Source organism: Candidatus Liberibacter americanus str. Sao Paulo (genome assembly GCF_000496595.1).
Classification (GTDB): Bacteria; Pseudomonadota; Alphaproteobacteria; order Rhizobiales; family Rhizobiaceae; genus Liberibacter; species Liberibacter americanus.
In genome coordinates, this window is record NC_022793.1 from 1,087,546 (window position 1) to 1,108,836 (window position 21,291).

The following is a 21,291-nucleotide window of genomic DNA, read 5'->3' on the forward strand; positions in this document are numbered from 1 at the left end:
ATGATTCGACTCAGACAATAGTTTTTTGATGGGCAAATATCTTTACAATTATATAGAAAAATAGGATAAAATTATATGCAACAAAAAACGCAACTAATTGAAAATTTAATAACAGATAATATAGCCAACCATCAAACAAACTTCTCTCCTCGAGCCGCTATACTAATCTGCCAAAGCATTGAAGAAAATATCGAAGATTATTCATTGTTTTGTAAGCATCTTACTGATGAAGCCATATCAATTTATATATATAACTATCTAGATACAAAGAAAATATCCAATAATATTGATTATAACGACCGTAAATATAATAATATTACGAATAATGTAATGACATTACGAAAATCAATTTCTGAAAATCACGGTAATATACCTGTTTTTTTATTCGGATACTCGTTTGGAACAATTATAGCTCTATCAACTATTGCAAAATATCCTAAAGATTTTTCCGGAATTATTCTATGGAATCCAGACTTGTACTTTGAAAAGTATAATTGTCTTATTACAAAAATAATATTAGCATCAGAAAAATTCTTCAAGGGATCCGATACACCTAGTAGATTTATGCGCCATATAACATCAAATATAATGATCAGAAACAGCAAAAATTGGCAATCCTTTTTAAACGAATCATTATCAGATTTAGACCCAAACATAGAAAAAACAAAACTAAAAAGTGAGGCTTATAATTTACCTATATCAATATGGACAGAATTAATCTCATTAGCAAATAATATAAACTCTGCGGGATATTTCAATTCAATACCAAGATCTACTTCTTTTTTCCTAATCGGTGGAGGAAATATCACAAAGGGAATTGAAGATTATTCTCAAATACAGAATCTATCATCAAGACTATATAAAGAAGAATTTTGCGATGTATCTCTTATGATTCTACCACATGATCAAATTGATAAATTAAAGAATAAAACAAACAATAAAGCAATCAAAGAAATATATAATTGGATATTTAAATCATATTTACCAAAGGTTACGCCCCTAATAGAATATTATAAAAAATAGCTTATATATCAATTATATGCTCTGATACTTTGATTGTCGACTTTATAATAAAACATTGTACCTTTCAAATATCATGAAACTAATTGCAAATATCATAGTTTTATAGCTGTTCATTACATAAATAATAATCAAATATTACGATAATTAATCAAAACTTAAAATTATAAAGCGAAAATCTGATGAATTAAGAATTTAATCTTTGATGCAAATTTTTAATTTATTAATATAAATAACATGAATCTATATTAATACTAATAAAATAGTATATCTTTGATTGGTTAATTAATTTATATTGATTGAATATATGTATTTAAATAAAATAATATGGATAACAAATAAAATGCAATTATAAATCATTTTTTGAGTTGACCTGAAGATAATGTCTGCATATGTTCAATGTTTCGAAGATCACTTTCCGCAATGGAAAAATCTGAGAGCGCGTAGCTCAGATGGTAGAGCAACTGACTTTTAATCAGTGGGTCCTGGGTTCGATCCCCAGCGCGCTCACCAGGAACTGTATTCAGGCAATATTTAAATTCAAAATTTTGATACAATGTTATAAAAAATTATCATTGTTAAAGTCTATATTTGGATTTAATAAAGAATGGATGCATTTCAATGTATTGAACTATTATGGTTTTCAAATGTTAAATGAATATAGATATAAAGATAATATTTTATTTCATAAGATAAATTTATATAAGCAATATAATTAAAAAATATTGAATTTATTAATCAGAAAAAACAAAATAATAGATTATACTAATGAATAGGAAACAAAATATTGTCCTTCCTAATTATCATTATCCCTGCCAATGATAATTAATGCTCCCGAAGTAAACGGCTTTTTTGGCGGTCCCAATCACGTTTTTTTTCTGTCTCACGCTTATCATAATTTTTCTTACCTTTAGCAATAGCAAGATCAATTTTTGCAATCCCCTTCTCATTAAAATAAATTTTCATTGGGACAAGTGTCATGCCATCTAGACGAACAGCTGCATACAAACGATTTATCTCTTTTCTACATAGCAAAAGCTTACGACGTCTTAGTGGAACATGATTAAATCTATTAGCCTGAGTATATTCCGGAATATGCGCGTTTAACCACCAAATCTCATTATTTTCACAAACGGCATAAGACTCAGAAATATTTACCTTTCCTACTCGCAACGACTTAACTTCAGTGCCAGTCAATACAACACCTGATTCATATGAACGAACAATATGATAATTATATCGAGCTTTCCGATTTTCGGATATAATCTTTCTAGATAATTTATTTCTAGATTTAGAATTCATGTATTTCCCTATAGACAGATAAGATGTATCAAAACACTAGAATATAACTAGAATATAAAAAGTATTGCAAAACCTAAGATATACCGAAATTATCCCGTTTTAAGATCCGCATATTCAAGCGCCTGATCAATAGCCATAATGGTACTCTTTTCAAGAGAAGAAACCATAGGTGATCTAACAAAAATAGGAATGTTTCTGCCCAAACGAGATAAAGCATATTTAACTCCACATATAGAAGTCTCCATGAATAAAGCCTGATGGAGAGGCATAAGCCTATCTTGATATTCAAGTGCCAAGCTATAATCACCTCTACGTGTTGCATCTTGAAATTCAGCACAAAGCTTGGGGGCTACATTTGCTGTTACAGAAATACAGCCAATACCTCCATGAGCATTAAAACCTAAAGCAGAAGAATCTTCTCCTGAAAGCTGAACAAAATCATGTCCACAGGCAATACGCTGTCCAGAAACCAACTCAATCCTTCCTGTAGCATCCTTCACTCCAACTATGTTAGAATGCCTCTTTGCTAACTCCGACATCGTATCAGTACTCATCTCAATAACTGTACGACTTGGATTGTTGTAAATATAAATCGGCAAATCAACCGACGTTGCAATCAAACCAAAATGCTCTAATAAGCCTTTTTTATTCGGCTTATTATAATAAGGAATAACAACTAATAATGCGTCAGCACCGATATTTTTACAATGTCGAGCTAACTCAATAGCTTCCTTAGTATTGTTAGAACCAGCTCCAGCCATAACAGGAACACGACCAGCAGAAGCCTTTACGCATAACTCAACAACCTTACAATGTTCTTCATGCGATAAAGTCGAAGCTTCACCAGTAGTACCAGCAGGAACAAGTCCAGTAGAACCCTCAGATATTTGCCATTCAATATGCTCACAAAAAGAAATTTCATCAATTAAATCATCTTTTGTAAACGGCGTAATAAGAGCAGGAATAGAACCTTGAAACATAAAATACCCCTAAATATAGTTTTCGTATTCCAAAATAACAAAAAAAACGCCAAATATAATAAAGAATCTCATAGAACACTAATATCATATATAAAGCATATAAGTATTGTATTCATTAAAACAAAATTGACAATTGATAGATATAAAGAAAAAACACCTCTTCATTTAAATATGTTATATAATAGTACACTATCACATTCTTAAATTAAATGATTATCATTATAACTATAAGCAAAATTATATATAAATTTATTATATGCAGTAAAAATCCTATATTATCTTTGAAAAATTAACGTATTTTATCAATAAAAGTTTATTTTAATAATACAAAATCAAAAAATATTTACTAGATTCAGCATGTGTTCATGGCTGTAATGATATTACAAAATCAAAATATTATATAAAACAAATTCTCATCTAGTTTTGAACAATATGATAAACATTTACAAATATCTATCGTCAAGAATACTTCAAAAATATATTTTTTAAGATTTAGCAAAAAAAATAAAAATAAGATATATCAAAACTGATCATATATTGCGATCCAATCTCTTAAAATAAAAAGCAGTAGCGATTAAAATTATTTTTTATAATAAAGCAATATAAAAAGAAGTAAAATAAATAATTAGGAAGTTCATCAATATAAATCATATAATTGATAAAATCAAAAAAATTATCAATTGCGTATATACGAGATAAATAAATGATTAAATATTAAATAATTATCGATATCTCCCCAAAATAAATAGATTATATAGCTATAACCCCTAATACTATGGTTTATATTCAACGTGGTTTTCTTTTTATAGCAATCCCATACCTTTAAAATAAATTTGTTTTTGCCTATTATTTATGCCAATTATAACTTTATCTTATCATATTATATATAATGCTTGTGCGTCATATATTCTGATAATAAAATCTAATATTATATTAAAAATAGAGAAGATAAAAAGAAGTAAAAACCTAAATATACATCATGCTAAAAAAGATATTATCATGACTTAAACCATTTTTTAGTTGATATATAAAATAGAAAATAACAACATTAGACTTAATAACTTATGCTTGATGTATCAAGATGCTCAATGCTATCTGTATAACATGCTGTTATTGATCTCTCATTATGTAACTCACATGTCTTTAAAAATAATGAATTGAGTATGTGCTTTACTATTATATTATTTTTATCAAGTTATGCAAAAAATCAGGAAATTTTAAATATAAAAATCTATGCTTTCGTTATTCAAAAGAGCATGTAAAAAAAATATATTAAAAAAAATACCTGCCATGAAATAAAAAACAGATAAATTTAAAACTTGAAAAAATAGAAAAATTACAAAAATTTTGGGATTAAGGGACGCAACAAAGTTTGGCTTGTGAGTTTACTTTATATAAAGACTTGATGCATGCCGTAAACTATAACAGATTGAATATTAAAACTCAAAAAGTAATAACAATAGTTATAGTTGAACTGCCAGATAGTTATATTATAACTTCTTCAAATAATACACTAAAGCAAAGATACCTTTGCTTTAGTAAAAAAATCTTCGATGAATGCCTTACTATTTTATGATAGAAAAAAAATTAAAAAGCCTTCGGATTGTTATGCAAAAACTCATTATAATAAAATGTTTAAATGTTTTTATGACATATTCAATAATTAATATAATTTAGGAGGTGAATATAATAAAATTATATTAGATATATTTACAGTAAAAAATATCAATTAGTTATGCCAATAAAGCATTATTATCATGTTATTTACCTAATAATTATATTATATTCATAATCTGATGCACAGCTTAATCAATATAAGTTAAAGCTAAAGCAGCAACCGCGAAAGCTATAAAATAACATGTGAAATAAGTTGCAAATACTAGAATTAAATATATAAGATAAGTTAGATATGCTGCAGTTTAAGTTATAAAAGTATCTTAAAGATATGCAGAGAAAGATGAAACTAAGATTATTAGAAGATAAGACGCAAAATCTAAAAATAAAATTGATTTTGCTTATTTTATTTATTAGATATACTAACAAAATATTTGGATCAAAAGACGATGGTTTTTTTTATTATTTTATCTGTACTTTGTTGTTTTTATTGTGTTCCAGAACGATTTCAAGGATATGTCTTGAATGCATTAACTAAAGATAAAATTGCTTTTTATATAATAAATTTTATTATTTGGTTTATACCTTTTATGATTATACCATTACCTTATAATAATAAGAATATATATTTTGAATTTGGATTTTTGCTTACTACTTGTTATATATTAAGCTGTTATATGTCATCTAGAATTCAAGGACATAATAGCGTAGCACGATATTTTACAGAATACGATGCAAAAATAAAAGAGCCATTAACATTAATAGCTTTATGTCTAGTGCTGATATACGTTGGTCATAATATGATTAACATAGTGTTGGACACATATATAACATACAAATTTTTAGAGTATTATACTATTTCTGAATTAGTCATTAAAGTATGGATGATGATTATAGGAAATACATTTTTGTCAATATTATTTTTACAATTATATAAAGCATTAAGAGGAAAATTGGAATCGTAAATTACAATCCACAAAAATGTAAAAAATCAAGGATATAATGACTGCATTTATATATAATTAATAATATATTTTAAAAAATATTATATAAAAACTAATTTTTATGTAATATTTGTAGAACTTCTCTTATAATATGGATTACAATAAGGCAATATTGAATTGCTATTATATAGCCAAGCTATTAAATAAACTTATATGTGAGAGAGTATGGAGAAAGAAGTCAAAATTAAAGCAGAATTACCTCGTGGATTTGTTGACTATACAACACGTGAAATACGTATTCGAACAGAAATTATAAATAATATTATAAGTATATATGAACGCTATGGATTCGATCCTATAGAGACACCCTTATTTGAATATTCTGAAGCTCTAGGCAAATTTCTTCCAGATGAAGATAGGCCTAATGAGGGTGTTTTTTCTATTCAAGATGATGATGATCAATGGATGAGCCTACGTTATGACCTAACAGCACCTTTAGCGCGTCATGTTGCAGAAAATTTTGAAAAAATAATATTTCCGTACCGTACATATAGAATTGGTCCAGTTTTTCGCAATGAGAAACCAGGACCAGGAAGATTTAGGCAATTCATACAATGTGACATAGATAATATCGGATCAGCAGGAAAAACATCTGATGCAGAAATGTGCATGATGATGGCTGATACACTAGAAGCTGTAGGAATAAAACGTAAATATTATCAAATTAATATAAATAATCGAAAAATACTTGATGGAATATTAGAAAAAATTGGACTTGATAAAAATAATAAAATTAAAGAGAGACTAACTGTACTACGTGCAATCGATAAGTTAGACAAGTTAGGAACACAAGGGGTAGAATCTTTACTTGGAAAAGGACGTAAGGATGATTCTGGCGACTTCACTATAGGAGCTAATCTCGCGCCAGAACAAATTAATGTTATTATGTCTTTTATCTCAATCGATTGCGAAAAATCTATCAAAGATTTATACGAATTGATAAAAGGAACAAATTATGGAGAAGAAGGACTAGATGAACTAATAAGTATTACTGAACTAACTTCGAAAGCGGGATATAATACAGATCGTATTAAAATATCACCAAATGTTGTCAGAGGACTTGAATACTATACAGGATGTGTATACGAAGCTAATTTACAATTTTCAGTCATGAATAAGAAAAAACAACCTGTAGTTTTTGGAGCTGTTGGAGGTGGCGGTCGTTATGATGGGCTTATATCACGATTTAAAGATGGAAAAGTACCAGCAACTGGTTTTTCCATAGGACTATCGCGTCTTATAGTTGCATTAGAAAGCCTAGAAAACTTAGAAAAAAAAATAGAACTAGGACCCGTACTGATAACTGTAATGGATAATGATATTGAAAGCATTAATAAATATCAAGAATATACTCAATTATTGCGTAAAGGAGGTATACGCGCAGAAATGTTTCAAGGATCTGTTAAAAATTTTGGGAATCAATTAAAATACGCAGATAGACGCAATTGTCCTCTTGCTATTATTCAAGGCAAGAGAGAATTATCTCAGGGAATGGTTCAAATAAAAGATTTAATTAAAGGGAAAGAATTGTCACAAGAAATTAAAAATAATAAACATTGGCGCGAATCTCAATTAGCACAAATAATGGTATCTGAGCATGAATTAGTGTCCACAGTTAAAAAGATTCTATATGATAAGAATATTGATAAATAGATATCTCAAATATCGTAAATAATGTTATTTAATAAGATTATTGGGAAAAATAAAAAGTAAATTATTGGTAATTTTAAAATTCATATGATTTTTTAACGATGAAATATAAATTCATAATTTATACGTTTACATGATTTAAACATATTAATATAAGTTAATACTGAAAATTACTTTTCAAATAATTAAATGCATATACGTTCTATCAACGCACCGCATCTGCTCAATTTATGTTCCAAATCTTCAAATCCGCGATCAAGATGGTAAACGCGAGAAATTTCCGTTTTACCTTTAGCAGCTAATGCAGCTATGACTAATGAAACAGAAGCTCGCAAGTCCGTTGCAATAACAGGAGCGCCCCTCAGTTGACTAACTCCTTCAACTCTTGCAGTTCTACCAGTAATAAATATTCTGGCACCAAGACGAGATAATTCTTGAACATGCATAAATCGATTCTCAAAAATAGTTTCAGTAATATGAGAAATCCCATTAGAACAACACATAGTAGCCATAAATTGCGCCTGTAGATCAGTTGGAAAACCAGGGAAAGGAGATGTGGCAATATCGACTGGAAAAAGCCTATCACCATTCCAGCGTATACGAACACCTTCATCAACAGGATCTATCTTAACCCCAGAACAACGCATCACTTTAAAAACTGTATCCAAAAGGGAAATATCTGTCATTTGCAATACTACATCTCCTCCTACCATTGCTACAGCAAGAGCATAAGTTCCAGCTTCTATTCTATCAGGAATAATTTTATGACGAGCTCCTGATAAACTTGTAACACCCTCTATTTTAATGGTAGGAGAGCCGATACCAAAAATTTTAGCTCCCATAGCATTAAGACAATTGGCAAGATCTATTACCTCTGGTTCACATGCCGCGTTATTAATATAAGTATCACCATTAGCTAAACTAGCTGCCATCATCATAACTTGTGTTGCGCCAACAGATACTCTAGGAAAGGTATAATATGTTCCAACTAATCCATTGCTAGGAACACGAGCATCCACGTAATCACCATCAATATTTATAATAGCACCAAGAGATTTTAGCGAATCAATGAATAAATTTACAGGCCTTAGTCCAATTGGACATCCACCTGGAAAAGATATACGAGCGTGACCTTTTCTAGCTAATAATGGACCAATCAACCAAAATCCTGCTCTTATTTTAGAAACAAGATCATATGATGAAGTAATATTAGTAATATTGCGACAACTAAATAACATACTGGAAGTATAATTATTATAATCATCATCTGACTTATGGTTAGATATCTCAACCCCGTGAGATTCTAAAATAAGCCTAAGTATTTTTACATCTGCCAAATCAGGCAAATTATCTAATATTAACGCTTCACTAGTTAATAAAGATGCTATCATTAATGGCAAAGAAGCGTTTTTTGCTCCAGAAATGGGGATAATCCCGTTTAATTGATTACCTCCTATAACATTTATACGATCCATATTATCTAAGGATTAGCAAATCCAAACCTTTCCACTAAAAAATTGAGGGACTGATTATATTAATCAATAAACGAAAAAAATATCATATAATATAAAAAATGTTTTATAGCATATAAAAAAACCTTATCATCATATATAATCATCATATAATCCAGATATACTAATCTTTTAAACGTGATCTTTCTTGAGATTTACGGCGATGAAGATTTTTTCGCAACATATTTGATAATCGCATTTTTCTATTTTCGCGCGATTCCACGGATCCTATCTTATAACAAGTAGTTTTTTCATTATTGCCATTATTGCCTCTCACTATTACACCTCACTTAAAATTCCCTTCAAGCAAAATAAAAATATTTCATATAAAAATCATTGGATAATTTTATATGTATAAATAATTTTTCCATTTATATAACAGTAAACTATAGAAATAATTTTGTAACTACTGTATGTAAATATCTGTACATAGCTGCAGTAGCTCAGTGGTAGAGCACTCCCTTGGTAAGGGAGAGGTCGAGAGTCCGATTCTCTTCTGCAGCACCATGTAGTATATAAAATATACTACATAGTCCTTTTTAATAATAATAAAGCGAAATAACAACAATATATTAGATTAATATTATTGATTGATAACTTAAGTGATATAAAAAAGTATTTATTATTAAATGTATGATTAACTACATACTACTATGAAAACGCAAATCTCCGAGGAATAATAGTATTGGCGCAGCGATAAATATGGAAGAAGATGTGGCTATAAAGATACCAAATACCATGGGTAATGCAAAACTTGATAAAATACTGCCACCAAAAATAGACATCGGCAATACTGAAATAAAAGCTGTCATGGAAGTGTAAATACTCCGAGATAAAGTCTCATTGATAGATAAGTCTATTAACTTGCGCAAAGAGACCTTAGGATATAGAAGCATGTTTTTACGCATAGCATCATATACTACTATTTTATCGTTTACCGAATAACCAATAAGCGTTAAAATCGCAACAACAGCAGTTAAATTGAATTCAATTCCAATCAACGAAAATAAACCTAAATTTTTTGTGATATCTAATACCAATGTTACTATTGCACCTATAGCGAAATACCATTCAAAACGAACCCATATATATATTAGCATTGCAATCGAAGCAACTATAACTGCTAATATTCCTTTTTTTATTAATTCATATGAAATTTTAGGACCAACCATTTCTGCATGACTTATATTAGCGAAAGGAATAACTTCTTTTATTTTTTGTTTAACTAATTCTAAAACATTTTCTTGAGAATGAGATCCTCCTCCTCCTGACTGATCTTTTAAGCGAATAAGAAAATTATTATCACCATCAAAATTTTGAAAAGAAATATCTCCTACTTGTAAAGTTTCTAAATTAGAACGAACACTTGATAAATCTACACGCTTATTTGCATAAACACCAATCTGGATCCCACCATCAAAATCTATGCCATAATTTAGTCCATTCATAAACAATAAAACGATAGATGTAATTGAAAGTATGATAGAAGTTCCAATTCCTAGAAAACGAGCATTCATAAATTTAATAGTAGTATTATCGGGAATAAGAGAAAAACCTAATAATGACTTGATATCTATAAATTTAATTTTTTTATATCGAACAATAAAAATCATTATAGCTCTAACAATAGATATTGAAGTAAACATAGAGATTAAAATTGATAAACCCATTGTAATAGCAAAACCACTAACTGGACCAGATCCATAAAAAAATAAAACAATAGTCGCTATAAATGCCGTCATATTAGAATCTATAATTGTAGAATAAGCACGAGTAAAACCCATGTCTAAATTATAAAAAGCACTACGATCTCTTCTACTTTCTGATCGTATTCGTTCATTAATCAATACATTAGAATCAACAGCTAATCCTATTCCTAAAACCATCCCAGCAATACCAGGTAAAGTAAGTGTAGCACCAAGGAATGTTAATATCGCAATAGTAAGAATAATATTTAAGACAAGAGCAAAATTAGCAAGTAATCCCCACTTTCCGTATAGCATAAACATAAATATGGCAATAAGAAAGAAGCCTATAAAGCTAGAATATATACCTTTATGGATAGAATCAGATCCAAGATCTGCACCAACACTTCGCTCTTCTACAACATTTAATTTTACAGGCAAAGAACCAGAACGCAACATAGCAGCTAGCAATCCAGCTGTTTCTATCGTAAAATCGCCATATATTTGAGCTATACCGTTAGGAATAGCCTGATCAACCAATGGAGCAGTTAATATTTTATTATCTAGAACAACTGCCAAAAGATTACCAATATTATTACGTGTTACCTCAAAAAAAAGACGAGTACCAACATCATCAAAACTAATTTTAACAACAGGTTTACCTGTTTGATTATCAAAAATCGCAGAAGCACTTTTCAAGTGAATACCTGGTATCTCAAGTTTATTGTCAATTAAATACTCATTCCCTTTATCGTCACTTAAAACACTAGTGCCAACCTTCTGATAAGGATCTATACGATGAGCGCTCTTTAAAACTTTATGAAAACTCATTTTTGCAGTAGTTCCCAAAAGCTGACGCAAACGCAATGGATTTTCTTCACCTGGAAGCTGAACAAGTATACGATTTGAGCCCAAACGCTGTATAATAGGTTCAGTTATACCAATTTGATCGATACGCTGACGGATAATCTCCATACTTTGCTCGATATTAAAAGATATTGCTTTTGAAATACTACCTTGGCTTAATCCAATTAATATCTCATTATCCCCATTTCCTGTAATCAAGAAATTATCTGTGCCTTTAATATCTGTTAATTCAGTAGATGAATGAGAAGAAATTCTATTTAAAAAATCTCTTATTTTCCCACTAATAGCAATTTTTGAAGCATAATCTAAAAGAGAAACTATAATTTTATTTTTACTCTGATGAATCGAAGTAAATTTTATGCCTTCTTTTTCTAAAAAAGATCGCAATTCTCCTAAATACGTCTTTAGATATCGACGGGAAAAATCTTCTTCATCTATTTCGAGAACTAAATGAGATCCTCCCTTCAAATCTAGACCCATCACCATATGATTTTTAGGCATAAAACTAGGCAATTTATCAATTATATCTTGTGAAATAAAATTAGGTAAGGAAATTAATAATCCCACAAAACAAACAACTGAATATAATCCAACAAGCCAAGAATTATTTCGCATCTACACTCTCATTTTAAAAATACTAAAACAATAAATTGCATTATAATCAATCGTATCAAAAAAAATTAAGTAGAGATAAACTGATCATCTAAAAATTAATTAAATAACACAACATAAAATTGAAAAACACAATATATAACAAGGAATGTTTTATATTAATATAATAATATATTCAAAATATATGTTTTTTAATATTATAACTTATAATTAAAACTAGACTCAATTATATCGCAATTACTAAACTAATCATATGTAATACTTTCATGATGCACTTGATTCAATCTATCTAACATACCAAATGCAATTTCACGAGAACCTATAACAACGGTGTCCGCTCCATAACGAGTTAGATGTTCTACTTCAGCCTCAGAATCAGCAAGGGATATAATTAATATAGAAGGATTAGCAGACCTTGCTTCTTGAGTTATATATGCTGTTTCAAAAGCATTTGGAATAGAAATAACAAGAGAGCGAGCCTCTACAATATTTGCCATTAATAGAACTTTTTTAATAGTGGCATTACCGTAAATTACCTCAATTCCCAATCCACGCAATTCATTAATCTCTTTCTCAGAGTCTTCTATTACCAGAATTGAAATTCCTGCAGCTTTTAAATTTTGACCTATTATTTTCCCAATACGACCATAACCTACTAAAATAGCATGATCTACTAACTCTGTATTCTGAACAACAACATCTTCTTGATCCACTTTAGATTCTGCAATCATATCTGGTTCTAAATCCGCTTCAACACGCGAAGATGATACAGTTTCAACCCCATGTCTATATAAATTTCCCGCATATTTTGCAAAACAAAAAACAATCATAGGTTGTATATATTCAAATAAAATAAATACAAGCGGATTTAAAATAATAGATATAATAGCAGCACCAAGAATTAGATCTCTAGCTAGATCTGGTAACATTTTAAACTCCACCCCAAGACCAGCTAAGATAAAAGAAAATTCTCCAATTTGTGCTAAACTTGCTGAAATTGTAAGAGCAGTTGAAACAGATCTACCAAAAGCAATGCATATAATAAATGCTATCAAAGATTTACCCAAAACAACAATTATTACTGTCATTAACAAAAGCATAGGATTGCTAAGGAGGATGTCCGGATTAAACATCATTCCAACTGAAATAAAGAATAGAACAGAAAAAGCATCACGTAGAGGAAGGCTCTCCTGAGCTGCATTATGACTAAGCTCACTTTCTGCTAAAATCATTCCAGCAAAAAAAGCACCCAATGATAAAGATACCCCGAAAAGTTTTGCTGATCCATAAGCAAAACCTAAGGCTATAGCTAATACACCAAGACGGAATAGTTCTCGGGATCCAGTAAAAAATATAGTATGCAATATCCAAGGAATTACTCTACGACCAATGACCAACATAGCTCCAACAAAAGCTAAAACCTTTAGTAATGTAATAACAATCAATCCTAGAATACCAATATCATATCCCAAAAATTGATTAACGATAAAAACTAAAGGATCTGATGAAGAGTACTTATCTGAACCAATGCTAGCCATAGCTGGTATGAAAACAAGAGCAAGAACTATTATAAGATCCTCAACTATTAACCAACCAACAGCAATCTTTCCTCGATCTGTTTCAAGTATACGATTCTCTTGTAAAGCTGTTAAAAGTACAACAGTAGAAGCAACCGAAAGAGCCAAACCAAAGACAATACTTCCTACGATAGACCATCCCATTACTTGCCCCATTAAAACGCCAAATAATGTACCTAAAGCAATTTGAATAATTGCCCCAGGTAGAGCTACACCACGCACAGAAAGGAGATCTTTCACAGAAAAATGCAATCCGACCCCAAACATAAGCAAAATAATTCCTATTTCTGCAAGGGCAGGAACCAAAGATTCACTAGCAATGAATCCTGGAGTACGAGGACCTACAAGAATACCAGCAACTAAATATCCTACTAATGTAGGCAAACGACATCGATTAGCAATAGCTCCGAATATAAAGGATAGGACGAACCCCCATATAATGGTAGATATAAAAGAAGAATGCGTCATACAAACCCTCGCAGAGTGGTACTAATCAATAATCCTAACATAGCGGATAATAGCATAAAACGTCTTGCAATCATATATAATAGGATTGAAAAACTATAAATATAATTTAACTGATACCCTATTATTTACAACAAAATATAAATAATTTTATTACGCATTTGATGCGCTTTGTCATATAATAAATAAAAAACAAAAATTAATCTAAAAATAGGAATCTGTTAAAAAGAATCGTCTTCTACTTTATATTATAGAAAATTACTAACAAATCGTGTATTATGCTCTATAATAAAGACAAATAAATGAGTTAATTTAAATAAAATTTATAAATCCACTTTAGTGTTTTATCGTATTATTTTTATAGTAACTTGTAAGAATATACACTTAATATAACTTATTTAATTGCTTTGCACGAATTAAGGCAGAAATATAAGCTTATCTTCTATTATCAATATCTGTTAGTAATCGAAAAAATATTTCTCTATATAACATATATCTCAAGATATTTTTTATAATTGTCAATAAATATCATTAAATATTTTATAAGAGAATTCCCTATGATAAAAATCTATCTTTAGATAGTATAATATAAAATATGTGATTATATATTATATTAATTAAAAACAATCGTTATTTTAGCATGTAATCTTAATTATAGAGTTTGAATTGATAAAATGTCTAACTATATTCTAACAGCTACTTGTTTTTATCATACAGAAATTATTGCAGTGATTTCTGGATATCTATCTGAAAAAAGATGTGAAATATTAGAAATATCTCAATATTATGATTTAAATAACAAAAAAAAATTTATGAGAGTAAATTTTATATTAGGGGAAAATATAGCTTTAAAAAATATAATTGAAGATTTAAAAATAATTGCAAATCAAATTTCATTAGAATTTGCTATAAATAATCCAAGAGAATTAGTAAAAACAATAATTCTAGTCTCAAGGTTTGATCATTGTTTACGTGATTTATTGTATAGATGGCATAACGGCGCTCTTTCTGTAGATATCGTAGGCGTGATATCTAATCATCCACAACATCAAAAATTAGTTATGGATTACGATCTCCCATTCTATTACATTCCTGTAAATAAAAACAGCAAAAGAGAATCAAATGATAAATTGATTACTATAATTGAAAAAAACAACGTAGAATTATTAATACTAGCACGCTACATGCAAATTTTATCAAATGAAATATGTGAAAAAATGTCAGGACGTATAATCAATATACATCACTCATTCTTACCATCTTTTAAAGGAGCTAATCCATATAAACAAGCTCATGAAGCTGGAGTAAAAATGATAGGAGCAACAGCTCATTATGTTACTTCCATACTAGATGAAGGACCAATCATTGAACAAGATACAATTAGAGTTACACATGCACAAAACATTGCTGATTATGTCGTAATGGGAAGAGATCTAGAGACAAAAGTACTCGCATATGCCGTGAAAGCACACATACAATATCGAGTCTTTATCAATGACAAAAAAACCATCGTATTCCCCGAAGGAGATAATTATTACTCTTAGTAATATGGAATAATATGGATATTACCTAAGTATGATATATGTTAGAATTTTCTTCTGATAATTTTTCTATGAAATCATCTATACCGTTATGAAGACGATAACGACGAATTCTTTCAACCTCAACTATGGATTTCAATATTTTTACAGTATCATCTAAATCATCGTTTACGATTACATAGTCGTAATCTTTCCATTGTTTTATTTCTGAATAAGCATTAAGTAATCTCAGTTTAACTTTTTCTTTATCTTCACCGTTTTTTTCTGTACGAACATTCAATCGAGAACGAAGCTCACGCATTGTTGGTGGTAAAATAAAACAAGATACTATATCAGACTTCATCTGTTTTTGAATATTCAAGGCTCCTTGCCAATCAATATCAAAAATCATATCTCTTCCCTGAGAGATAACTTTATTTATGGGAGAACGAAAAGTACCATAAAAATTACCATGGACTTCTGCCCATTCTATAAAAGCATCTTTTTGCATCAATTCTTCAAACTTATTAAAATCTAAAAAATGATAATCTTTGCCATCAACTTCATTAGGTCGACGATCCCGAGTTGTAACACTTACTGACATATCAAAATTATCATCTGACTGAATAATCCGATTCGTTATAGTTGATTTTCCAACCCCAGAAGGAGATGAAATTATCAACATAATACCTCGACGATTAACAGCTATAGGTAAAAAATTATTTCGTTTCATAAAGTAATAATATTGTAATTTACCGAAAAAAACAATTTATTATTTTTGAGAGAGTTATTTAGGTTATAAATATAAAATTGTAAAAAAAAATTTATCATCAAATATATATCATTAATATAAATATTTGTAAAACTATCCCCAGCCACATAAATAAACAAACAATTATATTTTGAATACTAAAAATACAAAATAAGTAATCAATAGATAGCTGTTAAGGGAGATTTTTTATAATCAATTTATCGATTTCTATTTAGTATATAAATACTATATTATATGCGTTATATTTTAAAAATATTATTATTAAAATATAATATAATATAACAATTATACTTTTATGTTTATTAAATAATATATTGTATTATTCCAAATAATTAAGTTAATAAAGAACATATAATAATATACAAGGAATATTAAGAATAATAAAAATTATTAAATATATAATATTTATAAAAAATAAATAATTGCTTATATTAAGTAATATAATTTGTGTTTATACATATATAATACATATTAAAACAATTATTTTAAAATTAAAGTATAAATTTAATATATTAATAGTAATAAATTATGAATTATCCTTAATTACTTATGCGTATATTGGATATATAAAAATTATTAATTTATATAATCAAAATATTGATTATAGATAAACGAACAACAAACTATGAAAATGAAGATTTTGCAAAAATACAAGTTTTTCAATACATAGTGAATTGTTGAACTCTAAAATCAATTGTCAAAATGATAAATTTTAGTATAAGGAATATTATAATGAAATTGTTAAACTACAAAACATCTTTATTAATCTTTTTAACAATCAGCAGTGTAGCTTTAACTGCCTGCAAACCAACAGAAGATACAAAAACAGTAACACCACAAGTCAATTGCACTACACTAGGCAGTGAGGTTGATAATTTAAAACAAGAAGCTAAAAAAGCATGCAAAGACAAAAAAGATACGGTTGAATGCACAAATGAAGTAAATAAAGTTAATGACAAAATACGTGAATATAATAAAAATGGATGTACTCCAAAATTAGAAGAGGTCACAAAAGATCAAATGGCAGCATAATGATAGTGCAGATATAAAGGTAAAAAAATACAACGGACGTAATATCCCTAAAATGTAAAATGTCAAGAGAGTATTAGCCCAAAAGCAGAGACTCTCTTGACAAATGCAATACATTTTTAGAGTAATATGCAAATTACAATATCAGCTAATGTTAATTAGATATCAAAATGGAAAATTATAATAAAGCTGATTTTATCCAATATAATGAAAGATATAGGAAATGTTTGCTTTAACTGCTTGAATTATATGAATGATAGTAAAAATAATAATCCCACTGTGATAAAAAGAAATTATATTTCAACTGTAATTGTGTATAGAGATATAAAAATTATGCAAAATACAGAAAATAATAGAGACATTATAATATTGTAATTGCACCAAACTACCTTATATCAAAGAACTACTAAAATTGAAATATATAATAATATATTTCTAAAATGTCATTTTTATACTGATAATCAATAATTTATAAAATACATCAAAAAATAAGTATAATATAAATAAATATTATTAATAGCGATGTTTCAAAATATATAAATATAGTCTTAAGACTATATTAGCAAACAAAAAATTAATCAACAATTATTCGTTATAGTAGTAAGCGATAAAATAAAATTTAAGGAATAAATACTTAAAATGACTTTATTAAGAAAAAAAAACTATTTATTAATAGCACTAATCACCTGCAGCATATCTGTAACCGCTTGTGATGCAGTCACATCTCAGACACCTATTACAAATGATAATATAGAAAATATCTCAATCACAAAAATAATTATTAGAAAACTTCACGCTAATGCACGTGAGGTATGTACTAAAAAAATGAATTTTATAAATACAACACTTTGTTTGTCAAAAATTGCATTATTGAACAAGGCTATATCTACATATAATGCTCTTAATCCTAACGATCCATACATACCAAGTTCATACACAATAGAGACAATAAACTCATAAATACTAATCACAAATCAAAACATAAAAATGCCCTAAATATGCATTCTTATAAAACAACAAACACAAACCACAAACTTAGGATACATAAAAAATGAAAGTAGAAAACAACCTATACAAAGCTTTATTAACTGTAATAAGCGCAGCTTTAGCATCATGCGATAACGTATCATCTCCTGAAAATAAAAGATCTAATCAAACATTATCTATAAAAGAATCTATAGCTACAGAAAAATTATTAAATGATATAAAGGAAAAAAGCAATACACCGAAAGAAAAAAACCTTATTACTTCTTTGGTAGATACAACTAATAAGCTTATAGACACATGTTCTGACGCAATAAACGCAAAAGAAACAATATGTAATAAGGTTGAAAATATAATTAATACGATAAAAAACACCGATTCAGAACTTATAAATGAAAAAGAAAACTCAGATTATGAATATCAAAATGATGACAATACAAATAGTATAAAACAAAATAACGATTCAGAACTTACAAATTAAAAAGCAAAATCAGAAGGAGACATTTCCTAATAAAAAAATAATTAAGTAATTAATTTAATTATATATATAATTATACAGTGTTCCAGAAATGAAATATTTTTATTTATTTATATTAAAACATAGACAAAGATAAATTATATATTAAAAATACTTAAATTTATGAAGTTACTTAAATATAGATAGATAGATAGATAGATAGATAGATAAATAGATAAATACATTATGTATCGTGAGTTAAACAATATTTTCTTGCGATACTAATATAATCTGTTATGAACATATTTCATTAACACGATATAAAAAATTATTATATCTCAGAAGAGATAATAGTTTTTAAAAAGTTGCGATACTTATATTATATAATTATCATCAGGAGAATATATAATATAGAAAATACGTGTTATATAGACAACCTAAGTTGGATTAATCTTTATATAATTATCGGATATTATATGATTTATATCCCAAGTGATTTTATTTTTCGGTGCAATGCAGAACGCTCCATCCCTATAAATTCTGCAGTACGAGAAATATTGCCACCAAATCTGTTAATTTGTGCTGTTATATAGTTTTTTTCAAAAACTTCTCTAGCTTCACGCAATGATAGATTCATAACTTGATCTCCATGTTGCACAGTAGCTGTAGGCAAAAACTTACCAAGATTAGATGGCAACATATCAATGGTAACTTCTAATCTAGGATCTTTATCACGCATAGAAAAAATAATATTCTCAAGATACTTTTTCAATTCAAGAATATTTCCAGGCCAATCATAAGCCTGTAAAAATGCCATAGCATCATCACTAATATGACGAGGATGCAATCCTGATTTATGGGAAATCCTACAAATTAAATTCTCCGCAATGATAGGTATATCTTCTTTTCTTTCTATAAGACCTGGAACTCTAATTAATACAACTGCCAAACGATAATAAAGATCCTCTCTTAACAATCCCTTGACAATATAATTATTAGGATTAACTGCAGTAGAAGAAATGATCCTAACATCTAAAGGAATTGACTTAACACCATTGACACGCTTAAATTCTTGTTGAAGAAGTGCACGTAATATCCTATCTTGTACGCTGCAAGGAATATCTGCAATTTCATTAATATAAATAGTTCCATGACGAGCCATCTCTAAATATCCAATTCTTTGAGGCTCTCCTGCAGGATTATCCATCCCAAATAAAGCAATTTCCATAAAATCAGGTGGAATATTGGGAGCATCAAAAAAAATAAATTCACCCTGAGATCTAGCTGATTTATTATGGATAAAACGAGCTATAAATTTTTTTCCAGAACCAGATGAGCCAAAAATCATAACACGACTATTAGTTGAAGCAATCCGATCTATTGATTGACGCAAATGAACAATGGGAGCAGACCCCCCTATCAATTCTTCTTCTATTTCTTCCTTGTTTTCGTTAAACACCTTAAAACGAGAATTTCCTATTGCTCTATTCACTATAAGCAATGCTTGATCTGTATTGAAAGGCTTTTCTATAAAATCAAAAGCACCATGTTTTATAGCCGCAATTGCTAATTCCAGATGATCGCTATATGAAGTTACAACAAAAAGAATCTCTGGATAAATATCCTTTATTTTATTGAAAAAAGAAAAATTTTTTTCCGGATAGACTATCAAATCAATATCAAGAAATACTAACCTAGGCATAAATTTATTAATTTCTTCAATAGCATTGTCCATACTCTGTGCAATAATAGTACTGTATCCATTATCCTCAAGAGAACTAGAAATCAAATTACAAATATTTTTTTTGCCATCAACTATAAGCACGTCATATTTCATAGTACTTCCATAATATCTACTATTAATATTATTATTTCATTTATAATATTAGAAAAAACAATATTAACTCATCTATAAAAAAATCAAAATAGTAAAAAATTTTGGGTTTTAATAACAATATAATCTCAATAATAATAATAGCATTTTTATCTTCCATGATTAATAAAACTAATATAAAAACATCATTCAACATGAATGGGAAACAGATATAGAAGTGATGCAAAAATATTTGCATAGGTTATTGGTAATACTTAAGGCAATACTTAAACAAAATCGATAGTATATAGTATGTTATATAGGAACCAAATTAATTTTGGTATTTTTAATACATTTTCACGAAATATATTATTGAAATTTTGCAGATGAAACATCATCATGTTTTGACTAAAAAGCAATCAAATAACA

At 28.4% G+C, this 21,291-nt stretch carries 15 protein-coding genes and 2 tRNA genes; 9 read left to right on the forward strand and 8 right to left on the reverse strand.

The genetic code is table 11. The annotated features are described in order from the left end of the window. Window positions 1-75 precede the first annotated feature (75 nt). Both LAM_RS04655 and LAM_RS04660 read left to right on the forward strand, forming a co-directional pair. On the forward strand, window positions 76-1,023 hold the full coding sequence (locus tag LAM_RS04655; protein ID WP_007557010.1) for a serine aminopeptidase domain-containing protein: 948 nt from the start codon (window positions 76-78) through the stop codon (window positions 1,021-1,023). A gap of 434 nt (window positions 1,024-1,457) precedes the next feature. After that, window positions 1,458-1,533 (forward strand) — tRNA-Lys (locus LAM_RS04660). A 312-nt stretch (window positions 1,534-1,845) separates the two neighbouring features. On the opposite strand, the gene smpB is transcribed toward LAM_RS04660, so the two are convergent. Together smpB and dapA are read right to left on the reverse strand one after the other, a co-directional pair. Further along, a complete protein-coding gene (smpB, locus tag LAM_RS04665) occupies window positions 1,846-2,322 on the reverse strand; it encodes an SsrA-binding protein SmpB (RefSeq protein ID WP_007557009.1) in 477 nt (158 codons plus the stop codon). An 89-nt stretch (window positions 2,323-2,411) separates the two neighbouring features. Next, window positions 2,412-3,302: a 4-hydroxy-tetrahydrodipicolinate synthase gene (gene dapA / locus LAM_RS04670; protein ID WP_007557007.1), complete on the reverse strand. Its 891-nt coding sequence runs from the start codon at window positions 3,300-3,302 to the stop codon at window positions 2,412-2,414. Between the two features lie 2,063 nt (window positions 3,303-5,365). Between dapA and LAM_RS04680 the strand changes: the two genes are divergently transcribed. Next, on the forward strand, window positions 5,366-5,881 hold the full coding sequence (locus tag LAM_RS04680) for a hypothetical protein (RefSeq protein ID WP_007556530.1): 516 nt from the start codon (window positions 5,366-5,368) through the stop codon (window positions 5,879-5,881). 204 nt (window positions 5,882-6,085) lie between these two features. Next, on the forward strand, window positions 6,086-7,573 hold the full coding sequence (gene hisS, locus LAM_RS04685) for a histidine--tRNA ligase (RefSeq protein WP_007556531.1): 1,488 nt from the start codon (window positions 6,086-6,088) through the stop codon (window positions 7,571-7,573). A gap of 182 nt (window positions 7,574-7,755) precedes the next feature. Here hisS and murA read toward each other — a convergent pair whose 3' ends face one another. Beyond that, a complete protein-coding gene (murA, locus tag LAM_RS04690; protein WP_007556532.1) occupies window positions 7,756-9,045 on the reverse strand; it encodes a UDP-N-acetylglucosamine 1-carboxyvinyltransferase in 1,290 nt (429 codons plus the stop codon). A 160-nt stretch (window positions 9,046-9,205) separates the two neighbouring features. Continuing rightward, entirely contained in the window at window positions 9,206-9,358 is a 153-nt protein-coding gene (locus LAM_RS05435; protein WP_187287995.1) for a hypothetical protein, read from the reverse strand. A gap of 155 nt (window positions 9,359-9,513) precedes the next feature. On the opposite strand from LAM_RS05435, the gene LAM_RS04695 reads away from it, so the two are divergent. Further along, window positions 9,514-9,588 (forward strand) — tRNA-Thr (locus LAM_RS04695). Window positions 9,589-9,722: 134 nt separating this feature from the next. Here the strand turns inward: LAM_RS04695 and secD are convergent. Continuing rightward, window positions 9,723-12,248 carry a protein translocase subunit SecD gene (gene secD, locus LAM_RS04700; RefSeq protein ID WP_007556533.1) on the reverse strand — a complete coding sequence of 842 codons (2,526 nt, stop codon included), beginning with the start codon at window positions 12,246-12,248 and terminating at the stop codon, window positions 9,723-9,725. A gap of 242 nt (window positions 12,249-12,490) precedes the next feature. Then, window positions 12,491-14,290 (reverse strand): cation:proton antiporter domain-containing protein, encoded by a 1,800-nt coding sequence (locus LAM_RS04705; protein WP_007556534.1) that lies wholly within the window; start codon window positions 14,288-14,290, stop codon window positions 12,491-12,493. 671 nt (window positions 14,291-14,961) lie between these two features. Here LAM_RS04705 and purU point away from each other — a divergent pair. Beyond that, window positions 14,962-15,831: a formyltetrahydrofolate deformylase gene (gene purU, locus LAM_RS04710; protein WP_007556535.1), complete on the forward strand. Its 870-nt coding sequence runs from the start codon at window positions 14,962-14,964 to the stop codon at window positions 15,829-15,831. A 25-nt stretch (window positions 15,832-15,856) separates the two neighbouring features. Here purU and gmk read toward each other — a convergent pair whose 3' ends face one another. Continuing rightward, window positions 15,857-16,540, reverse strand: a complete 684-nt coding sequence (gmk, locus tag LAM_RS04715; RefSeq protein WP_007556537.1) for a guanylate kinase — start codon at window positions 16,538-16,540, stop codon at window positions 15,857-15,859. 771 nt (window positions 16,541-17,311) lie between these two features. Between gmk and LAM_RS04720 the strand changes: the two genes are divergently transcribed. The 3 genes from LAM_RS04720 (at window position 17,312) to LAM_RS04730 (ending at window position 19,073) form a co-directional block, all read left to right on the forward strand. Then, window positions 17,312-17,611, forward strand: a complete 300-nt coding sequence (locus LAM_RS04720; RefSeq protein WP_007556538.1) for a hypothetical protein — start codon at window positions 17,312-17,314, stop codon at window positions 17,609-17,611. Between the two features lie 636 nt (window positions 17,612-18,247). Further along, the gene (locus LAM_RS04725) at window positions 18,248-18,568 is read left to right on the forward strand and encodes a hypothetical protein (protein WP_007556539.1); all 321 of its coding nucleotides are present in this window, start codon (window positions 18,248-18,250) and stop codon (window positions 18,566-18,568) included. Window positions 18,569-18,659: 91 nt separating this feature from the next. Beyond that, entirely contained in the window at window positions 18,660-19,073 is a 414-nt protein-coding gene (locus LAM_RS04730; protein WP_007556540.1) for a hypothetical protein, read from the forward strand. A gap of 457 nt (window positions 19,074-19,530) precedes the next feature. Here the strand turns inward: LAM_RS04730 and LAM_RS04735 are convergent, their stop codons facing one another. Further along, window positions 19,531-20,886 carry a sigma-54-dependent transcriptional regulator gene (locus LAM_RS04735; protein WP_007556541.1) on the reverse strand — a complete coding sequence of 452 codons (1,356 nt, stop codon included), beginning with the start codon at window positions 20,884-20,886 and terminating at the stop codon, window positions 19,531-19,533. Between the last annotated feature and the right edge of the window lie 405 nt (window positions 20,887-21,291).

Bases quoted from the DNA above. Each gene is read 5' to 3' on its own strand.
- LAM_RS04655 (WP_007557010.1), top strand. From the start codon at position 76: ATGCAACAAAAAACGCAACTAATTGAAAATTTAATAACAGATAATATA.
- smpB (WP_007557009.1), bottom strand. From the start codon at position 2,322: ATGAATTCTAAATCTAGAAATAAATTATCTAGAAAGATTATATCCGAA.
- dapA (WP_007557007.1), bottom strand. From the start codon at position 3,302: ATGTTTCAAGGTTCTATTCCTGCTCTTATTACGCCGTTTACAAAAGAT.
- LAM_RS04680 (WP_007556530.1), top strand. From the start codon at position 5,366: ATGGTTTTTTTTATTATTTTATCTGTACTTTGTTGTTTTTATTGTGTT.
- hisS (WP_007556531.1), top strand. From the start codon at position 6,086: ATGGAGAAAGAAGTCAAAATTAAAGCAGAATTACCTCGTGGATTTGTT.
- murA (WP_007556532.1), bottom strand. From the start codon at position 9,045: ATGGATCGTATAAATGTTATAGGAGGTAATCAATTAAACGGGATTATC.
- secD (WP_007556533.1), bottom strand. From the start codon at position 12,248: ATGCGAAATAATTCTTGGCTTGTTGGATTATATTCAGTTGTTTGTTTT.
- LAM_RS04705 (WP_007556534.1), bottom strand. From the start codon at position 14,290: ATGACGCATTCTTCTTTTATATCTACCATTATATGGGGGTTCGTCCTA.
- purU (WP_007556535.1), top strand. From the start codon at position 14,962: ATGTCTAACTATATTCTAACAGCTACTTGTTTTTATCATACAGAAATT.
- gmk (WP_007556537.1), bottom strand. From the start codon at position 16,540: ATGAAACGAAATAATTTTTTACCTATAGCTGTTAATCGTCGAGGTATT.
- LAM_RS04720 (WP_007556538.1), top strand. From the start codon at position 17,312: ATGAAATTGTTAAACTACAAAACATCTTTATTAATCTTTTTAACAATC.
- LAM_RS04725 (WP_007556539.1), top strand. From the start codon at position 18,248: ATGACTTTATTAAGAAAAAAAAACTATTTATTAATAGCACTAATCACC.
- LAM_RS04730 (WP_007556540.1), top strand. From the start codon at position 18,660: ATGAAAGTAGAAAACAACCTATACAAAGCTTTATTAACTGTAATAAGC.
- LAM_RS04735 (WP_007556541.1), bottom strand. From the start codon at position 20,886: ATGAAATATGACGTGCTTATAGTTGATGGCAAAAAAAATATTTGTAAT.